The organism is Enterococcus sp. AZ077 (assembly GCF_051714965.1).
Lineage (GTDB): Bacteria > Bacillota > Bacilli > Lactobacillales > Enterococcaceae > Enterococcus_B > Enterococcus_B hirae.
On record NZ_JBIOSX010000001.1, the window covers coordinates 2780289 to 2806045 of the forward strand.

At 38.1% G+C, this 25757-nt stretch carries 21 protein-coding genes; 7 read left to right on the top strand and 14 right to left on the bottom strand.

The annotated features are described in order from the left end of the window. Positions 1-6 precede the first annotated feature (6 nt). Genes IGL28_RS12905 through IGL28_RS12925 form a run of 5 tightly spaced genes read right to left on the bottom strand, consistent with a single transcriptional unit; the run spans position 7 to position 4944 of the window. Positions 7-834, bottom strand: coding sequence for a class II fructose-bisphosphate aldolase (locus tag IGL28_RS12905; RefSeq protein WP_081128970.1), 828 nt, complete (start codon positions 832-834; stop codon positions 7-9). 26 nt (positions 835-860) lie between these two features. Next, complete coding sequence (locus tag IGL28_RS12910) at positions 861-1145, bottom strand: PTS sugar transporter subunit IIB (protein ID WP_010720673.1); 285 nt, start codon at positions 1143-1145, stop codon at positions 861-863. A 22-nt stretch (positions 1146-1167) separates the two neighbouring features. Then, entirely contained in the window at positions 1168-2514 is a 1347-nt protein-coding gene (locus IGL28_RS12915) for a PTS galactitol transporter subunit IIC (protein WP_034700117.1), read from the bottom strand. 23 nt (positions 2515-2537) lie between these two features. Further along, complete coding sequence (locus tag IGL28_RS12920) at positions 2538-2999, bottom strand: PTS sugar transporter subunit IIA (protein ID WP_010720675.1); 462 nt, start codon at positions 2997-2999, stop codon at positions 2538-2540. Between the two features lies 1 nt (position 3000). Then, complete coding sequence (locus tag IGL28_RS12925; protein WP_081128971.1) at positions 3001-4944, bottom strand: BglG family transcription antiterminator; 1944 nt, start codon at positions 4942-4944, stop codon at positions 3001-3003. Between the two features lie 463 nt (positions 4945-5407). Between IGL28_RS12925 and IGL28_RS12930 the strand changes: the two genes are divergently transcribed. Then, a complete protein-coding gene (locus IGL28_RS12930; protein ID WP_115233184.1) occupies positions 5408-5548 on the top strand; it encodes a type I toxin-antitoxin system Fst family toxin in 141 nt (46 codons plus the stop codon). A gap of 643 nt (positions 5549-6191) precedes the next feature. Then, the gene (locus tag IGL28_RS12935; protein WP_128427655.1) at positions 6192-6263 is read left to right on the top strand and encodes a type I toxin-antitoxin system Fst family toxin; all 72 of its coding nucleotides are present in this window, start codon (positions 6192-6194) and stop codon (positions 6261-6263) included. A gap of 438 nt (positions 6264-6701) precedes the next feature. On the opposite strand, the gene rpsI is transcribed toward IGL28_RS12935, so the two are convergent. The 4 genes from rpsI to IGL28_RS12955 form a co-directional block, all read right to left on the bottom strand. Then, on the bottom strand, positions 6702-7094 hold the full coding sequence (gene rpsI, locus IGL28_RS12940) for a 30S ribosomal protein S9 (protein WP_002287505.1): 393 nt from the start codon (positions 7092-7094) through the stop codon (positions 6702-6704). A gap of 15 nt (positions 7095-7109) precedes the next feature. Further along, positions 7110-7538: a 50S ribosomal protein L13 gene (rplM, locus tag IGL28_RS12945; protein WP_034686358.1), complete on the bottom strand. Its 429-nt coding sequence runs from the start codon at positions 7536-7538 to the stop codon at positions 7110-7112. Positions 7539-7842: 304 nt separating this feature from the next. Then, the gene (locus IGL28_RS12950; protein WP_010720679.1) at positions 7843-8310 is read right to left on the bottom strand and encodes a Dps family protein; all 468 of its coding nucleotides are present in this window, start codon (positions 8308-8310) and stop codon (positions 7843-7845) included. A 190-nt stretch (positions 8311-8500) separates the two neighbouring features. Further along, on the bottom strand, positions 8501-10042 hold the full coding sequence (locus tag IGL28_RS12955; protein WP_081128973.1) for a gluconokinase: 1542 nt from the start codon (positions 10040-10042) through the stop codon (positions 8501-8503). 72 nt (positions 10043-10114) lie between these two features. Between IGL28_RS12955 and IGL28_RS12960 the strand changes: the two genes are divergently transcribed. Next, the gene (locus tag IGL28_RS12960; protein ID WP_105198792.1) at positions 10115-10792 is read left to right on the top strand and encodes a prepilin peptidase; all 678 of its coding nucleotides are present in this window, start codon (positions 10115-10117) and stop codon (positions 10790-10792) included. Between the two features lie 292 nt (positions 10793-11084). Here the strand turns inward: IGL28_RS12960 and msrA are convergent, their stop codons facing one another. The 4 genes from msrA to IGL28_RS12980 form a co-directional block, all read right to left on the bottom strand. Continuing rightward, the gene (msrA, locus tag IGL28_RS12965) at positions 11085-11609 is read right to left on the bottom strand and encodes a peptide-methionine (S)-S-oxide reductase MsrA (RefSeq protein WP_080704615.1); all 525 of its coding nucleotides are present in this window, start codon (positions 11607-11609) and stop codon (positions 11085-11087) included. A 934-nt stretch (positions 11610-12543) separates the two neighbouring features. Then, entirely contained in the window at positions 12544-16197 is a 3654-nt protein-coding gene (rpoC, locus tag IGL28_RS12970) for a DNA-directed RNA polymerase subunit beta' (protein ID WP_081128974.1), read from the bottom strand. A 79-nt stretch (positions 16198-16276) separates the two neighbouring features. Next, positions 16277-19894, bottom strand: coding sequence for a DNA-directed RNA polymerase subunit beta (gene rpoB, locus IGL28_RS12975; protein WP_010720684.1), 3618 nt, complete (start codon positions 19892-19894; stop codon positions 16277-16279). Between the two features lie 5 nt (positions 19895-19899). Then, positions 19900-20142 carry a hypothetical protein gene (locus tag IGL28_RS12980; protein WP_010720685.1) on the bottom strand — a complete coding sequence of 81 codons (243 nt, stop codon included), beginning with the start codon at positions 20140-20142 and terminating at the stop codon, positions 19900-19902. Positions 20143-20639: 497 nt separating this feature from the next. Here IGL28_RS12980 and IGL28_RS12985 point away from each other — a divergent pair, with 497 nt between their 5' ends. The 4 genes from IGL28_RS12985 (at position 20640) to birA (ending at position 24396) form a co-directional block, all read left to right on the top strand. Next, entirely contained in the window at positions 20640-21608 is a 969-nt protein-coding gene (locus IGL28_RS12985; RefSeq protein ID WP_081128976.1) for an ABC transporter substrate-binding protein, read from the top strand. A gap of 18 nt (positions 21609-21626) precedes the next feature. Then, positions 21627-22541 carry an ABC transporter permease gene (locus IGL28_RS12990; RefSeq protein ID WP_438843966.1) on the top strand — a complete coding sequence of 305 codons (915 nt, stop codon included), beginning with the start codon at positions 21627-21629 and terminating at the stop codon, positions 22539-22541. Next, positions 22534-23337 (top strand): ABC transporter ATP-binding protein, encoded by an 804-nt coding sequence (locus tag IGL28_RS12995; RefSeq protein WP_438843967.1) that lies wholly within the window; start codon positions 22534-22536, stop codon positions 23335-23337. The genes IGL28_RS12990 and IGL28_RS12995 overlap by 8 nt, the downstream gene beginning before the upstream one ends. A gap of 96 nt (positions 23338-23433) precedes the next feature. Then, positions 23434-24396: a bifunctional biotin--[acetyl-CoA-carboxylase] ligase/biotin operon repressor BirA gene (gene birA, locus IGL28_RS13000; RefSeq protein WP_081128977.1), complete on the top strand. Its 963-nt coding sequence runs from the start codon at positions 23434-23436 to the stop codon at positions 24394-24396. Between the two features lie 533 nt (positions 24397-24929). Here the strand turns inward: birA and IGL28_RS13005 are convergent. Beyond that, positions 24930-25172 (bottom strand): hypothetical protein, encoded by a 243-nt coding sequence (locus tag IGL28_RS13005; RefSeq protein WP_010737226.1) that lies wholly within the window; start codon positions 25170-25172, stop codon positions 24930-24932. Between the last annotated feature and the right edge of the window lie 585 nt (positions 25173-25757).

The following is a 25757-nucleotide window of genomic DNA, read 5'->3' on the forward strand; positions in this document are numbered from 1 at the left end:
CCTCCTCTATTTTGTTGCAAATACTTCGTAATAATGCGATAACGTATCCGCAATCGCTTGGTTCGCTAATCGTTTAAGTGTAAAATAATCCTCAGGTTTTTCTTCGTTAATTACATCCATTGCTGCTGTGATAAAATCAGTAAAGATATTAATTTTATTGATCCCTGAAACAGCACATTTGTGGAGATTTTCATCACCAGATGATGAGCCCCCATGCAACACTAATGGAATTGAAACTTCATTTTTAATTTCTTCCAACCGCTCAAAGCTGATTTTCGGTGTTCCTTTGTATTGCCCATGAGCCGTGCCTATCGAAACTGCCAATGAATCGACGCCGGTTTCTTTCGCAAAACGTGCTGCTTCCTCCACTTCGGTATAAATGGTGTCCGTGGTTTCCTTAAATTCATAACTATTTCCCGTTCCCACGTGTCCAATCTCAGCCTCTACCACAACGCCTCTTTCATGAGCATATTCCGCAACCGCCTTTGAACGACGAATATTTGTTTCAATCTCATCCTGCGAAGCATCTATCATCACAGAAGTGAACCCAAGCTCGATTGCTTGCTTGATGATTTCTTCATCTTGTCCATGATCCAAATGAAGTGCTACTGGCACACTTGCTTTTTTGGCTAAATATGTTGCAATTAATGCTGCTTCTTCAAGAGGACATTCTTCAATATGCGCTTGTGCAAAGGCTAAAATTAATGGCTTTTGCATTTTTTCTGCAACCTCTACAAAGGTTCTTGCAGAATCTAAATCAAAAAAGTTTGCTGCCGGAATCGCATAGTTTTCTTTTTGCGCTTTTTCAAACATCTCTTTCGTTGTAACTAACATTTGATTACCTTCTTTTCAAGTATTTTTTAGGCTTTAATCTTCGCTTCAATTTCGTCAAACAACCCATCAATGCCAATTCCGGTTAATAAAGGAAGCCCCATAATTACTTTATCTTTAATGTTGTCAGGAACCACGGTCGTACTGACCACAATATCGTAGTCATCAATTTTGCCAATCTCATCAGCAACTTTTGATTGATATAGTTTCACTTCATTTTCGAGTCCTTTTGATTTCAACCATTCTTTTACTTTTCCTGTTACCACTGTTGAAGTAGCCACACCTGTTCCGCACATAATTAATAATTTTTTCATCTGTCATCTCTCCTATTTTGTATTAAGCTTCAGTTTGTTTAGCTGCTCTTTTAGGTAAAATGCGATTCACGTAGAATAGTAAACCTGTAATAATCAGACCAATTCCGACTAGGGCAAAGTAACCAAATAGTTTTGCACCACCCACGTATAGAAGTGTTGTCCACAGTCCACCTTCTGCCATCGCAGTTACTGATGAATGTCCTTGTAAATCAAAGTTTGCCGCTTGTGCTGCTTTTGTTAAAAATGGTGCCACCCATGAAGTGATGTATAAAATGGTGACCATGTAGATCGTCCCACCTAAGATTGTTCGAATAATGTTTCCACCAAAGACAGCTGCCATCAAACAAACTAAGAATGGAATAGTTGCCAAATCACCGAAAGGCAAGGTTGTGTTACCTGGTAAAATTACTGCTAATAAAATCGTGATTGGGACTAAGATTAACGAAGAAGACAATACAGCTGGGTGCCCTACTGACAATGCGGCATCCATCCCGATATATAATTCTCTTCCTGGGAAACGTTTTTGAACAAATGAATTTGCTGATTCTGAAATAGGTGTTAAGCCTTCCATTAAAAGTGCCACCATTTTAGGCATTAAGACCATTACAGCACCAGTTTTCACCGCTAATTGACCGATTCCCGCAACATCATATCCAGCTAAAATTCCCATAACCAAACCAATTAAAAAGCCCATGACTGTTGAATCACCAAAGATGCCAAACCGTTTTTGAATCGTCTCTGGATCTGCATGCCAATCTTTCAATCCTGGAATCCTATCGAATAACCAATTTAAAGGTAAGGCAAAAACAAACCCAGGTGCTGCTGTTCCGTGTGGGAAGGTAATATTTGGAAATCCATAGAATTTATTGATGATTGGTCCTAAAATATCGCCAAACAATAAAATCATCATTGTATAAATAACCGTTGCCAACATGCCCATTGCAAAGTCATTCGTTACTGCGTAGACAAGTGAAGCAACAAATGCTGCATGCCAGATATTCCAAATATCAACATTCAGTGTTTTTGTTAAGCCAACAATAATTAATAACACATTGACTACGATAGCTACTGGAATCGCCAAACTACCTAAAACGGTTCCATAAGAAATCGCAGCTGCTGCCGGCCAACCAACGTCAATGGTTGTTAAGTTTAGTCCAAAACGTTCAACCATCGCTTGTGCTGCTGGTCCTAAGCTATTGGTCAATAAATCGATAACTAAATTCAACCCGACAAATCCAACACCAACCGTTAATGCTGAAATAAAAGCCTTACTCGGTTTCGTTCCTAAAATCAAACCAAAAACAAAAATTAAGATTGGCAATACAACGATTGATCCGAGATCAACAAATTTTTGTAATAAATCTAACATAATGCTCCCCCTCAAAATGGTTATTAAACGAATCCTTCTTTTTCAATAATTTGATAATACTCCTCAGTATTATTTACAGCTCGAAGCTTTTGAACCACCTCTTTTTTTTGAAACATCGTAATTAACTTCTGTAACATTTCTAACTGTGCATGTGGTTCTTTCAACGCCAACATGAAGATCAAGCTGACTGAAATTTCCTTATCTGCAGTTCCCATTTCATAAAAAGTTACTGGTGTTTTCAATGACATAAATGCAATTTGAGAATCATTCACGTGTTCTGCATCCGTATGTGGAATAGCAATCCCAACATCATTGATTAATAAGCCAGTAGGAAACACTTCTTCTCTTTTCAGTACATTCTCTGCAAACGAATCCTTCACTAAACCTGTTTGATATAGACAAGTTGCAATAATTGATAAAGCTTCCTTCTGACTCTTTACCTCAGATTGAAATAATGCAATTTTCTTTCCAAAATAACTCGTCATCTTACTTCCTCTTTCCTATAATTTCGTTAATAATCTCATTCCTTGTTTCATTACTTGCAATACTTTTTATTCTCTCAGGTGAGACAAAGACATCATAAAGTAGTGCAATCATATTTTTCACTTGAATCATATCTTCTTCTGCAATCGCTAAGAATAAAACAACCCTTATATCCACATCTCCCCAAGTAATTTTGTTTTTTAGAGTGATAATAGAAATTTTTGTTTTGACTACATATTTAGGATTTGCATGTGGGATGGCTACGCCTGATGAAAGTCCGGTAGCTCCTAGTTTTTCTCTTTGAAGTACAACCTCAAGAAAATTATCCTTTACTAATTGTTCTTCTTTATATTTCTCAGTGATGAAAGAAAGTACAGATTCTCTACTATCAAAATCTTGATTCAAAAACATCCAACCATCCTTCAAATATTTCTTTAAAATCGTTTTATCCGGTGCAATGGATGGTAAAAATGTATTGTCTTGTTGATTCAAGGTAAGAAGATGACGATTAATCAATGCAATTTCTTCTTTCGTTGGTAATGGTCGAACATAAATAATCGGCGTTTGATACTCATTTTCCAATTTGACTGTTGAAATAATCAAATCGACACTATCTAAGTTGTAATCCTGCAACTTTTGAACATCAATCACTTCATAGACTACGGTGCTAGGAGAACTATGACGAATACGCTGAAATAATAATTGCGAAGTTCCCAATCCAGTTGGACAAATAAGAAAAACATGCTTCGTATTCACAATTTTTTCAAAAGCTAACTGAAAATGAATAGTCAAAAAAGTAATTTCATCATCCGTTACTCTGATCCCCATTGCTTTTTCCAATTTTGGAATACAGTAAGTTGTTAGCGTATACATTGTGCTGTATTGCCGAATGATATCCTCTTTTAAAGGATTTTTAATGGTAATCCCCATTTGCAACCGATAAACCATTGGCTCAATATGCGCAAATAGTGATTGAAGTAGCTGTCCATCTTGCTCCAAATCTTTCTCAACCAGTGTCGACATATCTTGAATGAATTGTTTGGTGGTCTCCATGATTTGTTGACTATGGGTTGCCAGATTCACAAACGGTCTCACTCCATGTCCCATAAACAACGAACAAATAAAGTAAAGATCATTTATCGTAAAGGAACAATTCAATTCATCTTTGACCCCATTTGAAAAATCTAGTGCCACCATATATAATTCCATTTTCTTTATTTCGACAAACAAAGGATTTTTATTCGTTTGTGAATGGTAGCCATGCTTCACTCGACCAATCAAAGTTAACAACGAAAGTTTGAGTGAATGGACAATATAATTTGTTGGTTGCTGTTTAGACTGTTGGTAAAAATTCTTTACAAAATCATCCACAAACTGAACCATCGCTTGATCAAAAACAAAGTGATATTGACATTTTTCATTCCCTACACCGATGTTTTTTTCAAAATAATTGACAAATGTCCGCTGGATCAACTCTTCAGGTGTTTTTTGTGTGTCTATTACATGATTTGAAGTAATCCTAATCCCAGCTAACCGACAATATTTGATGATTTCCTCATAGTCCTTACGCAAAGTTGCAATACTGACAAAAAACTTTTTTTCAAAATACTCATATCTTTTTTTATTCGTTTTAAAAATTAGATTGGCGAATAAGTACACTCTCCGATAATTTGAACTATACTTTACCTCTGTTGACATGGCTTCTTTACTAGTGATAAATATTTTGGCATCATTTTTTTTAGTTGACGTTCCAATTAGGTAGATCCCAATGCGAGGTTTTTTTTCAATTTTTAACTCAAAACGATTCAAGAACTGTCCAAGCTTCTGAATATCTTGATAAATTGTTTTATTCGAAACATTGAGTTTTTCACTAAAGAAACTTGCTGGTTGAAAATTCTCCTCCTCTAAAAGTAATTCAATTAACTGACTCTCGCGCTTTGATAACATCCATCATCACCTCAGAAAACGTTTTCCTTGTCTATATCATAGAGTTTTTCTCCCTAAAGATAAATACGTAATCTGTTCCACATTAAAGTGGAACAGATTATTATGACCCTATACTTTTTGATGTTGGTGAGACTCACGACAACTTTTTTATGATTCAAAATGAAAAAAGACACTCTCCAAAATTTGGAAAGTGTCTGAAACGTTGATATATAGAATTCTTAACGTTTTGGAAACTGTGATTCTTTACGAGCTTTCTTAAGAGCTAGTTCTGTAGCAGAGATTTTGAAGGGAATGGATAGCAATAGATTGAGCAACTCTTCAACAAGTACGGTTTTAATGGATTTCACCACATTTTAAGACCTTCGTACCTAAAGACGTACCCAAAAAATATGCGTGAATCAAAAAGACTATTTTATAACAATTTCTCACCCATAAAATTTAAGTTCACTTCCTAATGCACAATATGCTATACTCACTTTGGCAACTTGCCCCCAAGGGGGTGATTCCATTGGAAAAATTAATATCGCTAGTTATTGCACCTATCTTTGTAGGTTTAGTTATTCAACTAATTTCTCACTGGTTAGATGAGAAAGACAATGACTAATAGCAAGTTGCTTCTAACCCACACATTCGAAGTCGCAACGATTGTAAAAGAAAACCACTCTATTCGCCGTAGAGTGGTTTTTGTGTTCCATTGGTAAAAATTAATATCACTTCGCACCATCATCATATCAAGAATAATCCAAAAAATCAAATTGTCCTTACTAACTTATTTATTTTATATACTCTTCTGATTTTCTTCAGTGGTTAGATAATTTGTAAAATAATTAAACACTATTTATTGCACTGATAATATTCATTTTATTAAATAGATACTTTAAAAATACTATCTGCGTATACAATTATAGAAACAAGTAATTACATCTATCATTATTTATATACTCCAAACATTCCTAAGATAACTACTAAATTATCGATCTATCCACTTATAAAAAATTTGAACAACGATTAGCAGAAGTAAAAAATGCTAAATGAATAGCATGTTTAAAAAGCTAGTACCCATTTCCATACCCAAAAGTACAAAAAAGACACTCTCCAAAATTTGGAAAGGGATGGATAACCCTTTAATAACAATTCCTCACCCATAAAATTTAAATTCACTTTCTAATACACAATATGCTATACTCACTTTGGCAACTTGCCCTCAAAGGGGGTGTGCTTTATTGGAAAAAATAGTAGCCTAGGTCATTGCGCCTATTTTTGTAGGTAACGTTATCAAACTTTTTTCTTACTGGTTAGATGAGACAGACAATGACTAATAGTAAGTTGCTTCTAGCCCACTCATTCGTAGTCGCAACGGATGAAAAAGAAAACCACTCTATTCGCAGTAGAGTGGTTTTTGTGCTTTATTGATAAAAATAGTATTGCTTCGCGTAATTAACATATCAAAAAGAATGTAAAAAATCAAATTGTCTATATTAAAGGATTCGGTACTCATAAGTAGTAGCCTATTAACGCCTCAAAAAAAGATAATTTTTTTTACAGGGTTCAACTTGTATAATTATTGAAAGATCAAATAATACACCAGTCAATATAACTTGTCCTGGCGCTAAATTAGGAATACTCTCTTTGGAAACACTATCTAATGAAGACATTGTTTTATCCAATAAATGCAAATCATTGTCGTTCCCAAAAGTACAAAAAAAGACACTCTCCAAAATTTGGAAAGTGTCTGAAACGTTGATATAATAGAATTCTTAACGTTTTGAGAACTGTGAAGCTTTACGAGCTTTCTTAAGACCTGGTTTTTTACGTTCAACCATACGTGCGTCACGAGTAAGTAAGCCAGCACGTTTAAGAGCTAGACGGAAGTCAGGATCAACTTCTAGCAATGCACGAGCGATACCATGACGGATAGCTCCTGATTGTCCAGCGTAGCCTCCACCGTTTACGTTAACAAATACGTCATAAGCGCCTTTTGTTTCAGTAACAGCGAAAGGTTGATTGATTACTTCACGCAAGTCAGCATGTGGAATGTATTCTTCAACATCTTTTTTGTTTACAGTAATTTTACCAGTTCCTGGTACTAAACGTACACGAGCAACTGCATTTTTACGACGGCCTGTGCCGATATATTGAACTTGTGCCAATGAAATTCCCTCCTATTAGATTAAGTTTGTAATGTCTAAAACTTCTGGTTGTTGTGCTGCATGTGGATGCTCAGCTCCAGCGTATACATTCAATTTTGTAAATTGTTTGCGGCCTAAAGTATTTTTAGGAAGCATTCCTTTTACAGAAGTTTCGATCAAACGACGAGAATTTTTAGCACGCAATTCGCCAGCAGTGATTGATTTCAATCCTCCTGGGTAGTTGCTGTGACGGTAATAAATTTTATCAGTCGCTTTTTTACCTGTTAATTTCACTTTATCTGCATTGATTACGATGACGAAATCGCCAGTGTCCAAATGAGGTGTGAAAGTTGGTTTATTTTTACCACGTAGTACAGATGCAACAACTGTTGAAAGACGTCCCAATGGAACATCAGTTGCGTCTACTACATACCATTTACGTTCTACTTCGCCTGGTTTGGCCATATATGTTGTACGCACGTTAGTTTCCTCCAATTTAAGTTCTGATGTTTGACATACACTTCGAGTTTCCGGGGCTCTTTGTGGGGCAAACAATACCATTTAACATATTACCTGCTAATCCCCTTAATGTCAACGTTTTTTCTTAGCAATCCGAAACTTTCGTTTTTATTGCACGTATCCTTGTGATTCCCTCGTGCTCTTTTAGAACGAAGAACGTTTCTTTCTCTTCTAAAATAAAAACTGCAAGGAAAATGACTTCCCTCGCAGTTTTTCTACTATTATATAACATCATCAGCTGATGATCATTTTACGCATCGATTTCTGGTGCTTTTCCTAAATGAGCTTGGATCATCCAGATACGTTTTTCAGTCGCTGTTTTGAATTCGATAAAGATATCTTGTGTTGGGTCGTCGCCTTCCTCACCAGCTACTTCAATTCCTTTTTGGTAAAGGTCTGCCAAATAGCGGTAACCTTTCACAAGAATTTCCAAGCGTTCTGGAATAGTCCGATCCCAATTGCCTACTTCGTCAGGAATATTGGTGTTGTCTGCAAATTCACGTAAGGTTGAATAAGGAGAACCATCTAGTGTGATCAAACGCTCTGAGATTTCATCTAATTGTTCATTCAAGTCATCCATAAATTCATCCATCATTGGGTGCAATGTCAAGAAACCTGGTCCACGCATATACCAATGTGTTTGGTGAACAACAACAGACATTTGACTCAAGTCTGCAACTAATTGATTTAATACTTCTTTTGTTTGTGGAAATTTCATTTTCTTTTCTCCTCCTAACTTTTGTCTACAATAAAAGCATAGTAAACTTTGAGACAAAAGTACAATAAAACCAATTAGTTGAGAACGATTTTCATCCTATCATTTCTTAGAAAAGACTTTCTATTGCTTTAGTCGTTTTTTCTAGTTCTTACACTATTCCTCTCTTATTCCGTCATTCTACTTTTTCATCCTATTTTTCATTCATAGTACTTAAAGTTTGACGTAAATGTGCTAAAGGCTGATAAGTTGCCGCTACTTGTTTTTGTGTTTCAACAAAAATCGGAAAGATTTTTTGATATGTCTCTTTGACCGTTTGTTGAACTGGTACTTGTGAAGCAAGCTGTACTTTTTCTATAGCTTCGCTTAAGTCAGTGATCTTCCCGATACTTTGCCACCCTAAGAAAACGGCTCCTAAAGCGGAGGCTTCAGACACCGCCGGGAAAATGAGCGGATACCCCAAAACGTCAGCCATTAATTGGCGAAAGACAGGCGATTGTGAGAATCCGCCTGTAGCTCTGATTTCTGTTAATTGATCTTTTGAACAAACTCCTGTCAAAATCCTTTTTAAATTGAAACAAATTCCTTCTAGAATAGCTCGCATCATTTCTTTTTCCGTGTGGTCTCTTTGCAAACCTAAAAAACTCCCAGAAGCTTCTGCCTCCCATAGAGGGGCTCGTTCTCCTAATAAATAGGGCTGAAAGAGTAATCCGTTCGCTCCTGGTGGGACAAACGTAATTGCTGAGAAAAGAGCATCGTAAGGATTTTCACCTTGGTCAATAGCTGCTTGTGTTACTTCTTGCATCAAAGTTTGACTTGCCCAATCAAAAATCCCCGCACCATTACTTGTTGCGCCACCGACTACCCAGTGTGTACGATCCAGTACATAACAGAAGGTTTCCATCTCTGGATGTAGTTGTGGTTTGTCTGTAATAAATCTTAATGCCCCACTGGTTCCGACTGTTAACGCAGCTACCTTTTCGCCAAAAGCTCCTAGCCCCAAATTAGATAAAGGACCATCAGCACCACCTAAAACAAATGATATATCATTTTCTAATCCTAGGATTTCTTGCATTTCTTTTGATAATCCATTGAGTATCATGGTTGACGGCATCACTTCAGGTAGTTGTTCTTGAGTGATTGATAAGTAATTTAACGCTTCTTCTGCCCATTTGAATTGATGGATATCAAAATAACCTGTGCCTGAGGCTGTACTGTAGTCACAGACTAGTTGCCCAAACAAACGGTAAAAGATATATTCTTTTATGCTAACATAGTATGCCACTTGCTTCGTTAGTTCTGGTTGGGTTTCGTTCAACCAATGGATTTTAACTAGTGGCGTCATTGGGTGGATCGGCGTGCCTGTCTGTTGATAGAAGTGAAACCCTAGTTGGCTGTTTTTTAGTTTTTCAGCCTGTACCTTCGCACGATTATCTGCCCAAGTGATCATACGGGTCAAAGGGTGTTTATTATCATCTAACAGAATCAAACTGTGCATCGCTGATGAAAATGCAATCACTTCTATAGTTGTCGACTTCGGTAACTGTTTGACGACTTCTTTGATTACTGTACATACACCGTGGAAGATCAATTCTGGGTCTTGTTCTGCCATTCCTGGTGCTTCTTGGATCATTGGATTAAGGAAATAAGCTGAAGCGATGACTTCAGCTCGCTCGTTGAATGCCACTGCTTTTGTTTGTGTCGTACCGATATCGACTCCGATCGAAATCTTCATTTTGTCACCTCTACTAAAAATAAATAAAATGGTTGTTATTGGCGTATCTTTCTTTAAAAGGAGGCCCTCGCTATGTTTCTCTATTTTATCATTGGTTGTTGCATTGGTTCGTTCTTATGCTTAGTGGCACAACGCCTACCACAAGGACACTCTATTATTTACCCACGGTCTCATTGTGTCAACTGTCAGCATGTATTGGCTTGGTATGAACTGGTCCCATTGCTTTCCATCTGTTACCAACGTTTTCGTTGTCGAAACTGTCGCAGCAAGCTTTCACCGATTTATTTTATAGCAGAATGTATCGGTGGTTGTTTATCTGTTTGGCTATTTTATTTTTCACAGCGCCCAGACGGGTTACTTATTTTTTGGTTTTTGTCAGCCTTTTTACTCTCGTTAATGGATAGTTTTTATTTGATGATCGAGGGAAGAACGCTTTATTTTATCTGGTTTATCTTATGGATGACTTGGTTGATCAAAGGAGAATTTCAATGGCTTAGTTTTGCTGTTTTATTCTTGATCAGTTTTTTCCTTACTCGTTACGGGAGTGAATTTTTAGGTTTAGGTGATGCTTTATTACTTTTAAGCTGGAGTGGCGGTCTAACTCTCAATCAACTGATGCAACTCCTCTTTCTTGCTAGTTTATTGGGATTACTTTTTTTCTTTATTTTTCTCTCTCACGATAAAAAATCTAAAAGAGTACCTTTTGTGCCTTTTTTGAGTGTCGCACTTTTTCTCCTTCATGTGTGGTAATTTAGTTGTCTATTTATTGGTTATCAACGATGTGAGTCTTTTAACTGATGATGATTAATGATTTGACGGACTTCGCTTATTTGCCTCATTACGTACGCTTTTGATAGCTTAGTATCTTTTCTGCTTGCTGTCATTCAACAAACGATAATGAACCTTGATTTATAAAAAAATGGATCAACCAGATGGTCGATCCATTGACACTTAGATAACTTTAAAAATCACTAAATTCACAGCAAGCCAAAGCATAGCCAGCTTTTATCCCTAACTGAAATTCTTCAAAATGCAATGTGTCTTATTTTCCAGACCAATGTTTTCGTAAAAAACTCCCTCGTCCAGAGCCTTCTCGGTAAAGATTATAGTGGACTTTGTTCTTCTTATAATAGTCTTGATGATACTCCTCAGCGGGATAAAATTCACTTCGGGGTTCGATTTTTGTGACAATCGGACGATCGAATCGACCACTTTCTTGTAGTTGTTTCTTTGATGCTTCAGCGATTTCACGTTCTTCTTCATTGCTATAATAAATGACCGGTCGATAAGAGTCTCCGCGATCAGCAAATTGACCGAAAGCATCCGTTGGGTCTGTTTGTTGCCAGTAGATTTCGACTAACTGTTCATAAGAAACCAGAGACGGATCATACTCGATTTCTACCGCTTCCGTATGACCTGTCGTTCCTGTGGTTACTTGTTCATAGGTAGGATTTGGGACATGTCCTCCCGTATAGCCAGAGGTTACTGCTATGATTCCTGGCTGTGTTTCAAAAGGTTTGACCATGCACCAAAAACAACCACCTGCAAAAACTGCTTTTTTCGTCATATAAAATCCCCCTTTGTCTTTCATCATACCTTGATTTATAAAAGGGTGATACTGTTTTGCTTACCTTCGAAACGAATAAACAAAGAATCGATACTCCTATACTTACCTGCTTGCTTTATTAAGATAGAGTATTGCAACATTTTCTTTTTTACTAATCTTTTCATTGATTTGATTTTTTTATCCATCTATTTAAAAGTATATACAATACTCCAAAGAAATACTCATTTTACCCCCTCCCGGTATTTTCATCGATTTTCCCTATTTTCATTCTCTTTTGTGGATAACTTTCTTTTTCGTCTCAACTGTTTTTTCCACAAGAGAGAATAAAACGGTTTTTCTTTTTCCTTGTGGATAGTTCTTTTATATTATACTTTTCCACAGATTTTGAATTAACAACCGCTAAAATTTTTAACTTCAGGGGGACACGTTATGTCAAAAAACTAATTTCACTGATAAAATTCAACAAATTTTACCAAGTAAGTCAGTAAAGAATTCTGGTACGCTAGTAGATCAAGACAACCCAAAAAATCTACTTGAAAAATTGATTCTCAATACCACACATCCTTCGTCCTCACATTCCCAACTACAAGAAGAAGTTTTTATACTTCAAGCTCAACAAGCACTCGCATCATTTACTGAAACGTTTGGTTCAAACTCGATTATGTATCGTTTATTATCTGAAAAAATCTCAACCCATCCGCTCCTACATAGCAGTTTTACCTGAACGATGAACAAACCTGATCTAGCATAGCAACCTTTAGCAAGTTTTGCTAAGCAATTCAATGATTCATGGACCTATTTTTCTAGAAGTACAAAAATAAGAAAAAATGCTCGTCTGTAATGAACAAATTCTCAATTTCGTTTGTTTCTATCAACTTTAGCACGACAAAAAAACAGAGCTAAGATGTTCATCTTAGCTCTGTTTGGTGTCACATTATTTTGTTTGTTCATTCATTGCATCTTCTGCAGCCATTTGTGCTTCGATGTCTGAAATACTATAAACATTTTCACTTGCAACACCGACTTCTTTTGGTTCCATGTTACGGTAACGAGCCATACCAGTACCAGCTGGGATGATTTTACCGATGATAACATTTTCTTTCAAACCAAGAAGAGGATCTTTTTTGCCTCGGATCGCAGCATCAGTCAAGACACGAGTTGTTTCTTGGAAGGATGCAGCAGATAAGAAGCTGTTTGTTTCTAATGATGCTTTGGTAATACCTAGTAGGACTGGGCGAGATGTTGCAGGTACGCCTCCAGCTACCAATGTATTGTAGTTTTGGTCTTTGAAGTCAGCAATATCCATCAATGTACCTGGTAAGATATCTGTATCACCTGGATCCATTACACGGACTTTACGTAACATTTGTCGAACCATTACTTCGATATGTTTATCGCCGATTTCTACCCCTTGCATACGGTATACACGTTGTACTTCACGCAGCAAGTAGTTTTCAACTGATAATACATCACGAACTTGTAACAATTGTTTAGGATCGATTGAACCTTCCGTTAATGGCGCACCACGGTGGATCATATCGCCTTCAGCGACTTTCATACGTGCTGTATAAGGAACAGTATACGTACGTGTGTCGGTTTTCCCTTTGATTGTTACTTCTTTTGTACGAGTTGAAGCATCTTCTGAGATATCGATGACGTCACCAGTTACTTCGGTGATCACTGCTTGCCCTTTAGGATTACGTGCTTCAAAAATTTCTTGGACACGAGGAAGACCTTGAGTGATATCGTCTCCGGCTACCCCACCGGTATGGAAGGTACGCATTGTCAACTGAGTACCTGGTTCTCCGATTGATTGAGCGGCGATCGTACCAACTGCTTCACCAACTTCAACGTCAGATCCAGTTGCCAAGTTACGTCCATAACAGTGTTTGCAGACACCATGTTTTGTGTTACATGTGAAGACAGAACGGATCGTGACAGTTTCCACACCTGCATCCACGATTTTTTTTGCAATATCTTCTGAAATCAATTGGTTACCAGCGATGATCAATTCGTTCGTTTCTGGATCACGTACTTCTTTACGTGTGTAACGACCGATCAAACGATCTTCTAATGATTCAATGATTTCGTTTCCTTCACGAATCGCTTGGATTTCAAGACCGCGGTCTGTTCCACAATCTTCTTCACGAATAATAACGTCTTGGGCAACGTCAACTAAACGACGAGTCAAGTAACCTGAATCGGCTGTCTTCAAGGCAGTATCGGTCATCCCTTTACGAGCCCCGTGAGTAGAGATAAACATTTCTAAGACAGAAAGTCCTTCACGGAAGTTTGAGATGATCGGTAATTCCATGATTCGACCATTCGGAGCAGCCATCAGTCCACGCATACCAGCAAGCTGAGTAAAGTTGGAGATGTTACCACGGGCTCCAGAGTCAGACATCATGAAGATTGGGTTTTTCGCTTCTAACCCTTCCATCAGTTTTTGTTGGATGCTATCTTTAGCAGCATTCCAAACAGCGATTACTCGTTCATAACGTTCGTCATCAGTAATCAATCCACGACGGAATTGTTTTGTAATTGTTTCAACTTGTTTATGGGCATTTTCGATGATTCCTTGTTTTTCATTCAGTACACTGATATCTGCGATACCTACTGTGATACCAGCATGTGTAGAATGTTTATACCCTAAGTCTTTCATTCGGTCAAGCATCTTAGAAGTTTCAGTTACTTTGAAACGTTTGAAGACTTCCGCAATGATATTTCCTAGATTTTTCTTCTTGAATGGTAAGACTAATTCTTGCTCTTTGATATGCGCAGGAATATCTGTACCTGCTTCAACAAAATATTTATCCGGTGTTTGTACCGTTAAGTTGAAGTCTGTTGGTTCATTCAAGTAAGGGAACTCTGGAGGCATGATCTCATTAAAGATGATCTTACCAACGGTTGTAATCATCGTACGTTCTTTTTGCCAGTCAGTAAATGGTTTTTCACCTAATGAATTAGGGTTCACACCGATACGTGAGTGTAAATGAACGTAGCCGTTACGCCATGCGATCACAGCTTCGTTTTGGTCACGGAAGACCATTCCTTCGCCTTCACGACCTTCTTCTTCCATTGTTAGGTAGTAGTTACCTAAAACCATATCTTGGGAAGGTGTTACAACTGGTTTACCGTCTTTTGGATTCAAAATATTTTGAGCAGCTAGCATCAACATACGAGCTTCCGCTTGTGCTTCTTCGTTCAATGGTACGTGAACGGCCATTTGGTCTCCATCAAAGTCGGCATTATAAGCTTCACATACAAGTGGGTGCAAACGAATCGCACGACCTTGTACTAAAACAGGTTCAAATGCTTGGATACCAAGTCTGTGTAGCGTAGGTGCTCGGTTAAGTAGTACTGGGTGTTCTTTGATTACGTCTTCCAAGACATCCCAAACTTCGTCTTCTTGACGTTCGATTTTACGTTTCGCATTTTTGATGTTAGAAGCTAGTTCACGTTGAACCAATTCACGCATCACAAATGGTTTAAATAGTTCGATCGCCATTTCTTTTGGCAACCCACATTGATACATTTTCAAGAAAGGTCCTACAACGATAACGGAACGTCCTGAATAGTCAACACGTTTACCAAGTAAGTTTTGACGGAAACGACCTTGTTTCCCTTTCAACATGTGAGAAAGAGATTTCAATGGACGGTTACCTGGTCCAGTAACTGGACGGCCACGACGACCATTATCGATCAACGCATCAACAGCTTCTTGTAACATCCGTTTTTCGTTTTGGACGATGATTCCTGGAGCATTCAAATCTAACAAGCGTTTCAAACGATTATTACGGTTGATTACTCGACGATAAAGATCATTTAAGTCACTTGTTGCAAAACGTCCACCTTCTAATTGCACCATTGGTCGTAAATCTGGTGGAATAACTGGAATAACGTCCATAACCATCCAACTTGGTTCATTTCCTGAAGCACGGAAAGCTTCTAAAATGTCCAAACGGCGGATCGCACGAGTCCGTTTTTGCCCTTGAGCAGATTTCAATTCTTCTTTCAATTCAGCTGCTTCAGCATCTAAATCAACACTGTCTAGTAATTGTTTGATTGCTTCTGCACCCATTGCTGCTTGGAATTCTTGTCCATATTGTTCACGTTTTTCGCGGTATTCACGTTCTGTCAACAATTGTTTTTTCTCTAAGTTGGTATTTCCTGGTTCGATAACCACATATGAAGCAAAATAAATGATTTCTTCTAAGGCACGAGGACTCATGTCTAAAACAAGTCCCATACGAGAAGGAATTCCTTTAAAGTACCAGATATGTGAAACAGGTGCTGCTAATTCAATGTGACCCATACGTTCGCGACGTACTTTTGAACGTGTCACTTCAACACCGCATCGGTCACAAACGATTCCTTTATAACGGATACGTTTGTATTTTCCGCAGGCACATTCCCAGTCTTTCGTAGGACCAAAAATCCGCTCACAGAACAACCCTTCGCGTTCAGGTTTTAAGGTACGATAGTTAATCGTCTCAGGTTTTTTTACTTCACCATAAGACCAGCTTCTGATTTTTTCGGGAGAAGCCAAACCTATTTGCATACTTTCGAATTTATTTACATCGATCAAAAGGGGTTCCCTCCATTTCGTTTAATGGCAAAACCGCAAGGCGGCTGATCATCGACCGCCTTACAGCTCATAGACCGGATTAGTCTAAGTTATCTTCTGCGGTTTCAAAGTTTTGGATGATATCTTGTCTTTCATCTTCCACTTGTTCAGCAGCTTTCTTTTCTAATTCTTTGGCTGTTTGCTGTTCAGCAAATTTTGTCAAAGCATCTACAGTGATCAAATCATCATCTTCGTCATCCATATCACGGAGTTCGATTTCAGAATCTTTGATATCCAAGACACGCATGTCTAATCCTAGTGATTGTAATTCTTTTACTAATACTCGGAATGATTCTGGTACACCTGGTTTTGGAATTGGTTCGCCTTTGACGATCGCTTCATAAGTTTTCACACGACCAACTACATCATCTGATTTGTATGTCAAGATTTCTTGTAAGGTATAAGCGGCACCGTAAGCTTCCAAAGCCCAAACTTCCATTTCACCAAAACGTTGTCCACCAAATTGTGCTTTACCACCCAATGGTTGTTGTGTAACCAATGAGTAAGGTCCGATTGAACGAGCATGCAATTTATCATCGACCATGTGAGCAAGTTTGATCATGTACATGACACCGACAGACACTCGGCCGTCAAATGGTTCACCTGTACGTCCGTCATAAAGGATGGTTTTCGCATCGCTGGCCATACCAGCTTCACGAACCGTTTCCCAAACGTCCTCATCACTTGCACCATCAAATACTGGTGTTGCAACATGGATACCTAACTGACGAGCAGCCATCCCTAAATGCAATTCCAATACTTGTCCGATATTCATCCGTGATGGCACCCCTAAAGGATTCAACATGATATCGATTGGTGTTCCATCTGGTAAGAATGGCATATCTTCTTCCGGCATGATACGGGATACAACCCCTTTATTACCATGACGTCCGGCCATCTTATCTCCTTCATGGATTTTACGTTTTTGAACGATATACACACGTACAAGCATGTTTACGCCTGGTGATAATTCATCGCCGGCTTCACGAGTAAAGATTTTTACGTCGTGGACGATCCCGCCACCACCGTGTGGTACACGTAATGAAGTATCACGGACTTCACGAGCTTTTTCACCAAAGATCGCATGTAAAAGACGTTCTTCAGCGGATAATTCGGTTACCCCTTTTGGTGTTACTTTACCAACTAGCAAGTCACCATCTTGGACTTCCGCACCGATACGGATAATACCCATCTCGTCTAGATCTTTCAAAGCATCTTCCCCAACGTTAGGGATTTCACGAGTGATTTCTTCAGGTCCTAATTTTGTATCACGAGCTTCTGATTCATATTCTTCGATGTGGATCGAAGTATAGACATCGTCTTTCACAAGACGGCGGCTCATGATGATCGCATCTTCATAGTTGTAACCTTCCCAAGTCATGAAACCAACTAAAACGTTTTGTCCTAGCGCCATTTCACCTTGTTCCATTGAAGGTCCATCTGCTAAAGTATCGCCTTTTTCAACTTTTTCGCCTAAATGAACGATTGGGCGTTGGTTGTAGCTTGTTCCTGAGTTTGAACGACGGAATTTTGTTACAGCGTATTTATCTAATGCACCGTTGTCACGACGAACACGAATCTCAGAGGCATCCACAAATTCAACGACACCATCATGTTTACATAGCAAAGCAGCTCCTGAGTCATGAGCTGATTTATATTCCATACCAGTACCAACCCATGGTGCTTGTGGATTGATCAATGGCACTGCTTGACGCTGCATGTTGGCACCCATCAAGGCACGGTTGGAGTCATCGTTTTCCAAGAAAGGAATACATGCTGTCGCTACCGCAACTACTTGTTTAGGTGATACGTCCATATAATCGACTTTATCGATTGAAACTTCTAAGTTTTCACTTTGAGCACGAGCCATAACAACGTCTTGTGCAAAAGTACCATCTTCATTTAATGGGCTATTTGCTTGGGCAACGATGTAGTGGTCTTCGATGTCAGCTGTTAGATAGTCGATTTGATCCGTTACACGACCAGTTTCACGATCAACACGACGGTAAGGAGTTTCGATAAATCCAAATTTATTAACTTTCGCATAGCTAGATAAACTATTGATCAACCCGATATTTGGTCCTTCAGGCGTTTCAATCGGACACATACGGCCATAGTGAGAATAGTGAACGTCACGAACTTCATAACCAGCTCGGTCACGAGTCAAACCACCAGGTCCTAAGGCTGAAAGACGACGTTTGTGTGTCAATTCCCCAAGTGGGTTCGTTTGATCCATGAACTGAGACAACTGAGAAGAACCGAAGAATTCTTTGATACTTGCAACCACTGGACGGATGTTGATCAATTGTTGTGGTGTCAATGTTTCTGTATCTTGGATCGACATTCTTTCACGTACGACACGTTCCATCCGAGCTAAACCGATACGGAATTGGTTTTGCAGTAATTCACCGACTGAACGGATACGACGGTTTCCTAAGTGGTCGATATCGTCCACGTTGCCGATCCCTTCCATCAAGTTTAAGAAATAACTCATTGATGCGATGATGTCTGCCGGACGAACAGTTTTCACAGCTGATTCTGGATAACCGTTACCGATCACATTCACTTCACGTTCTGGATCTTTTGGTGAAAAGACTTTGATCACTTGAACAGTCATTGGATCAGTCACAACACCATCTTCTGATGGATAGTAAGTCACTGAATTCAATCCATTATCAATGAAAGGTGCTAATGTTTCCATCACTTGGTGAGTCAACACAGTTCCTTTTTCAACGATGATTTCACCAGTTTCTGGATCAACCAATGTTTCTGCTAATGTTAAGTTCAATAGACGTGTTTTCAAGTCTAATTTTTTATTTACTTTATAACGACCAACGTTGGCTAAGTCGTAGCGTTTTGGATCGAAGAAACGAGCATTCAATAAGTTCCGAGAACTATCGGCTGTCTTAGGCTCGCCTGGACGTAGACGTTCGTAAACGTCTTTTAATCCTTCTTCTGTTCTTGAATCACTTGCATTTTTGTGCAAGTCTTTTTCAACTGTATTGCGTAACGTTTCACTGTCACCAAAGATTTCAAAGATGGTATCATCTGATCCAAATCCTAGGGCACGAACTAACACAGTCAAAGGAATCTTACGGGTACGATCAATACGTACGTAAGAAATATCTTTTGCATCAGTTTCCATTTCTAACCATGCACCACGGTTCGGGATCACAGTTGAACCGAAACCTTCTTTTCCGTTTTTGTCTACTTTTCCATGGAAGTACACACCAGGTGAACGCACTAACTGAGAAACGATTACTCGTTCTGCTCCGTTGATAATGAATGTTCCTTGTTCAGTCATTAATGGGAAATCACCGAAGAAGACTTCTTGCGCTTTGATTTCACCTGTCTCACGGTTTGTTAGACGTAACGTTACATGTAATGGTGCAGAGTAATTTGCATCATGTGCGCGTGCTTCTGCTACCGTATACTTAGGTTCTTTCAATTCATAATCCACAAATTCCAAAGATAGATTGCCATTGAAGTCATCAATTGGCAAAATGTCTTCAAACATTTCTCTTAGTCCTTCATCTAGGAACCATTGGTAAGAGTCTGTTTGAATTTCGATCAAATTTGGTAATTCCAACACTTCACTGATTCGTGCGAAACTTCTACGTTCGCGATGTTTTCCGTACTTTACTACGTGTCCAGCCAAGCTCTTCACCCCTCTAAAATGTCATTCAAAAAGACTACCCGATCAATTGTTACAATAATATTAAAAATATTATATTTAGATAACAATAGACATTTTTTGCGGCTTTTAGGCAAAAAAAAACCAAAAATAGAGCATTCTTTTGAAACCATTTCTTCATGCGCTTCTATTTTTGTTTCCTTATTATAAAGCCGAAACGGACAATATTTCGTTTCTGCCTTTACTTCATCAGATAGTTTTTGCAACTTCATATATTACACTCTTTTTTCATAAAAGTCAACACTTCCTGGCGTTTCCCTCCTCTTTTCATCATTTTTTCTTAAACTTTTCTTACTATAATATATCGAATAAACATTCACGGATTTTGAGAATTTTCTGAATGTTCGTCTTGACAATCCCCTTACATCTCGGCTATACTTAGGAAAATTTATTATTTGTGGAGGATTTATTTATGCAAAAACCGAATATACAACTTATCCCGACACAATTGAATAACTTTTACTTTAGCTACTTTAGATAGGTTTGTATTCATGAATTATGGATACAAACACCAAACAACTGGTTTGTATCTATGATGGCTAAAGAACTTTGTATTACGCAAAAGCCACGTAGACATTACGTTAAGTGGCTAAGCGAAAAGTACAAAGTAATCACGATTTCTTACTTACATACTCTTTCGATACTCAATCCATTTAGACGTTTTGTCTAAATGGATTTTTTGTTTTCAAAATTGAAGGAGGAAAAAGAAATGAAAAAAAATTTATTGATCGGATTAGGCGCAACATTATTACTAGCACTTGGTGGATGTGGAACTGCAAATAGTTCCTCAGCAAAATCGGATGACTCGAAAACAATCGGTGTTTTACAACTGGTTCAACACAATTCATTAGATGCTACATACAAAGGGTTCAAAGAAGGGCTAGCAGAAAATGGCTATAAAGAAGGCGACAATTTAACAATCAACTATCAAAATGCGCAAAACAATCAAGACAATCTAAAAAGTATGAGTGAAAAATTAGTAAAGGATCAACCCGACTTATTATTAGGGATTGCAACTCCAGCTGCGCAATCACTCCTTAATGAAACAACTACGATTCCTATTACAGTGACGGCAGTTACCGACTTAGAAAAAGCACATTTAGTTTCCTCTAATGACAAACCTGGCGGTAATGTGACTGGTACGACGGATATGGTACCAATCGAAAAACAAATCGAGCTATTATTACAGATCGTGCCAAAAGCAAAAACGATCGGAATCATGTACAACAACGGGGAAGCAAATTCCAAAATCCAAGGAGACCTAGCCGAGAAAACATTGAAAAAAGCCGGGGTGAAAGTCAAAGTATTGACGGCAAACTCCACCAATGATGTTCAACAAGTGACAAAAAGTTTAGCCAAAGGTGTCGACGGTATCTACATCCCAACGGATAATACATTCGCCAGTGCTGCTAGCGTTATCGGTGAAGTAGCCAAAGAAACAAAAACACCGATCGTTGCTGGTTCCGTGGATCAAGTCAAAGAAGGTGGCTTAGCGACTGTTGGGATTGATTATGAAGAATTAGGACGACAAACAGGTGAAATGGCTGCCAAAATCTTAGCTGGCAAAAAACCGAGTGAATTACCGGTTGAATCAGCAGATGATCTTTCCTTATATGTCAATAAAGACATGGCAAAAGCCCTTGGGATCGATCCAACAACAATCAAAGAGACTGAATAATTTTACAGGAGGACAATCATGACTAATTTAATAAGTATCTTTTTATCTTCTGCTTCACAAGGCGTGCTTTGGGCACTGCTGGCAATCGGTGTCTTCCTTACTTTTCGTATTCTAGATATCGCTGATTTAACAGCTGAAGGCAGTTTCCCTTTAGGTGCTGGGATTGCTGCTGTCAGTATCACTAATGGACTTTCCCCGATCGTTGCTTGCCTCTTAGGATTTTTAGGAGGCGCAGCAGCTGGCTTAGTTTCAGGACTGCTCCATACCAAACTTAAAATTCCGGCACTTCTAGCTGGAATCATCACGATGACTGGCTTATATTCCGTTACCTCACGGATCATGGGCGCACCTAATCTTTCTTTGTTAGGACAAAAAAACGTCTTTACATGGGCAGAATCACTCGGTGTTTCAAAAGAAAATGCTGTATTGATTGCTGGCTTACTTGTCGGATTGATCGTTGTCACGTTGCTTGTTTTATTTTTACGGACAGAAACGGGGTTGGCGATTCGAGCGACTGGCGATAATTTAGCAATGAGTGAAGCAAACGGCATCAACACCGATACGATGAAAATCATTGGGTATATGATTTCAAATGGCTGTATTGCTTTATCTGGTTCGTTGCTTGCACAAAACAATGGCTTTGCTGATTTAAACTCTGGGATCGGTACGATCGTGATTGGCTTGGCTTCAATCATCATCGCTGAAGTCCTCTTTCGAAACCAACCATTGCTTCTTCGATTATTGACAATTATTTTAGGCGCCGTGATCTATCGTTTTATCTTAGCGTTAGTTTTTGAGTTGAACGTTCAACCAAGCGATTCAAAATTAGCTTCTGCACTTGTTCTGGTTATCTGTTTATCTTTTCCACAAATCCAACAAAAATTAAAGTTACCTAAGCGTACGAAAGCAAAAGGAGGATCTATCAATGACTGATGTTTTAACACTTCAATCTATCCACCATACGTTTGAAAAAGGAAGCATCAATGAAAACCATGTGCTAAAAGGAGTTAATCTCTCGTTGAAACAAGGTGATTTCGTAACAATTATTGGCGGAAATGGTGCAGGTAAATCGACACTATTGAACAGTATTGCTGGTTCTTTTCCAGTGGATCAAGGGAAGATTTTATTGAATGGCAAAGATATCACCAAAAAGTCAGTGGTTGCTCGCTCCAAAGAAATCAGTCGTGTCTTTCAAGACCCTAAATTAGGCACTGCTGTCCGATTGACGGTGGAAGAAAATTTAGCACTAGCAATGAAACGTGGTAAAAAACGAGGCTTTTTCCGAGGAGTCAAGCCGCAAGATCGTTCCTTTTTCAAGGAACATCTCGCACGCTTGAATCTTGGGTTAGAAAATCGTTTGACCACTGAAATCGGCTTGCTTTCTGGAGGACAGCGTCAAGCGATCACTTTATTAATGGCTACTTTACAACGTCCTGAATTGATTTTATTAGATGAACATACTGCAGCCCTCGACCCGGCAACTTCAAAAACAGTGATGGAACTCACGGACAAATTAATTAGTGAACAGCACTTGACGGCTTTCATGGTCACCCATGATATGGAAGATGCCATCCGCTATGGAAATCGATTGATCATGCTACACCAAGGGCAAATCGTCGTGGATATTCAACAGGCAGAAAAACAACATTTGACTGTCCCTCAGCTACTAGAAATGTTCAAACAAAATAGTGGCGCTGCATTGAAAGACGACCAAGTACTTTTAAGTTAGCAATCATCTGCTGTCGCTTCCACAACAACTGACAAATTTCTCATTTGTTTTCTGCTTTCTTATTGATACAATACTACATGAAAGGAGTTGCAATGGATGACGACAAAAGACAAAGTACTCCAACTATTAAAAGAATCTCCTGATTTTTTATCAGGTGAAAAAATGGCACAGCAATTACAAGTGTCACGTACCAGTATTTGGAAAGCAATCAAAGAATTAGAAAAAACAGGTTATCATTTTGAGCATCAAGCTAAGGGGTACCGTTATCTTCCTTCTGATGTGTTAGATGCCCAAGAAATTCGCCAAGCATTAGAACCTTGGATACCAGATTTGACGGTGTCGGTACAAGAACGATCAGAATCTACGATGAAAGATGCTAAGCTTGCGGCAACCAAAGAAATCGGACCCGCTCTTTTTATCGCCGATACCCAAGAACAGGCACACGGCCGATTTGGACGCCCTTTTTTTGCAGCCCCTGGACAAGGCATTTATATGAGCTTATTGATCCATCCCAATCAACGATTTGATGAATTGCCCCAATATACAGTTATTGCAGCAAGTGCATGCGTGAAAGCCATTCAAGAATTGACTAAAAAAGATCCTTCGATCAAATGGGTCAATGATCTTTATTTAAATGGAAAAAAAATTAGCGGGATTTTATCTGAAGCAATCAGTGACATGGAAACTGGCGGGATCAGTTCGATCATTATTGGCATTGGTCTAAATTTTTCCATCCCGCAAAAACAGTTTCCTGAAGCCATTCAAAAGAAAGCAACGTCTCTTTTCCCTGATGGTCATAAATCCATCACACGGAATCAATTGATTAGTCAAATTTGGAAAAATTTCTTTTACTATCTTTCAGAACCCACAGACGAATACTTAACACTTTATCGTGAAAAGTCTTTCGTTCTTGGAAAAAAAGTACAATTTACCCAAAAAGGGCAACATTATACTGGGATTGCTAAAGAAATCGGAGAACATGGAGAGTTGATCGTACAAGTAGAAGACCAATTTCTCACTCTTTTTTCTGGCGAAATTAGTTTAACCTCCATTGAGTAAGTCAAAAAGAAAGGGATGGGCAAAAATGCCCATCCCTTTCTTCATCAATGGTGGTTCCTTTTTTATGTGATCTCGCAGAATACTTCATAGCCCCTTCATTTAGCGAGTTGTAAAATGAAGTTGTTATTCTATGTGCTATTGCTGTTCATAACAAAAATGCTACACAATTTTTAAACCTCTATGTGCTTTTTTATACAACTGCAATATCATTGATCTGATGTATCGAATGTTTCAATCAAAAGCCACAGACAAACTTCCACCTATAAAAGGTTTGTTTTTCTGATGCTATTCTGTCATATAAGTATGACTTCTACTTATTGTCGCTTCCCCAATATATAATGTTTCATTAAACGGATTTCCCCAAAATCTTGTTCAATCAAACATGCTACTTCTTGATCCATACACAACAACACTTTTTCTTTCCCAGCTCTCCTCCTTTTCTCTTTCTGGTTCTATCTTACCTTATTCTTTAAGGTCTGTGTTATTTTGTATGGTATTGCAACATTTTTGATTTTATTATGTACAAAAAGGACTTACAAACACGCTTCTTTGTTTACACGATAAAATTTTAACTGATTAGATGAAAGATATTCTACATTCAGCTTAAATTTTTTGACAACAAGTGTCCTAATTAGAAATTTATCCGCCGTGGTTAACGGTTTTTGACATTCTTTTTCAATATCTTCAAATGAGAAATGATTTTTTTTACTGATCATTCGGGTTAAAATCTTATTTACATCTACTCTGGTTAAATCCGTTGTTAATCGTTTTTTCACTCAACATCTTCCTTTCTAATTGTATTTCTTCACTAGTGAATATAACATATTTTTAGTCTTGGTCCAGAACAATTATTTTCAAAATTAGGAAAGATTGTTTCGCAAAATAGTTGTTTTAATGAATAATACACGTTAAAATTTCTTTTTTTCACTCTTACCTTTTGGATTTGTCATCCAGTTATAAAAAAACCGATTTCCTAAATAGAAAACCGGCTGAATGTTATTTAAAATTTATTCGTCGTTTCCCCCAAAACTACGAATAGTCAGTTAAAGATTGTAACCTATAGTCTGATCCCTCCTTTTATACAGATAGCGACTTTCTGTGTATACAAAGTCTCACTTATAAGTACATGCCTAAAGTTAAGTAAATTTCAGACTGCAACAGCAAAGTCCTCTGATTTCACTGGCATCTATTATTAGCATACTTTCTTCTCAATACTCTTTGACAACTATTTTTTCTAAAAATAAAAAAAATTGGTAAAATTAAAGAATAAACTTTAGACCGATCTTCCAAATAAAGAAGTAATACAAATTGTTGGAAAAAAGCCAAAAGAAGTAAAGTGATTGAAATAGATCCAATATTTT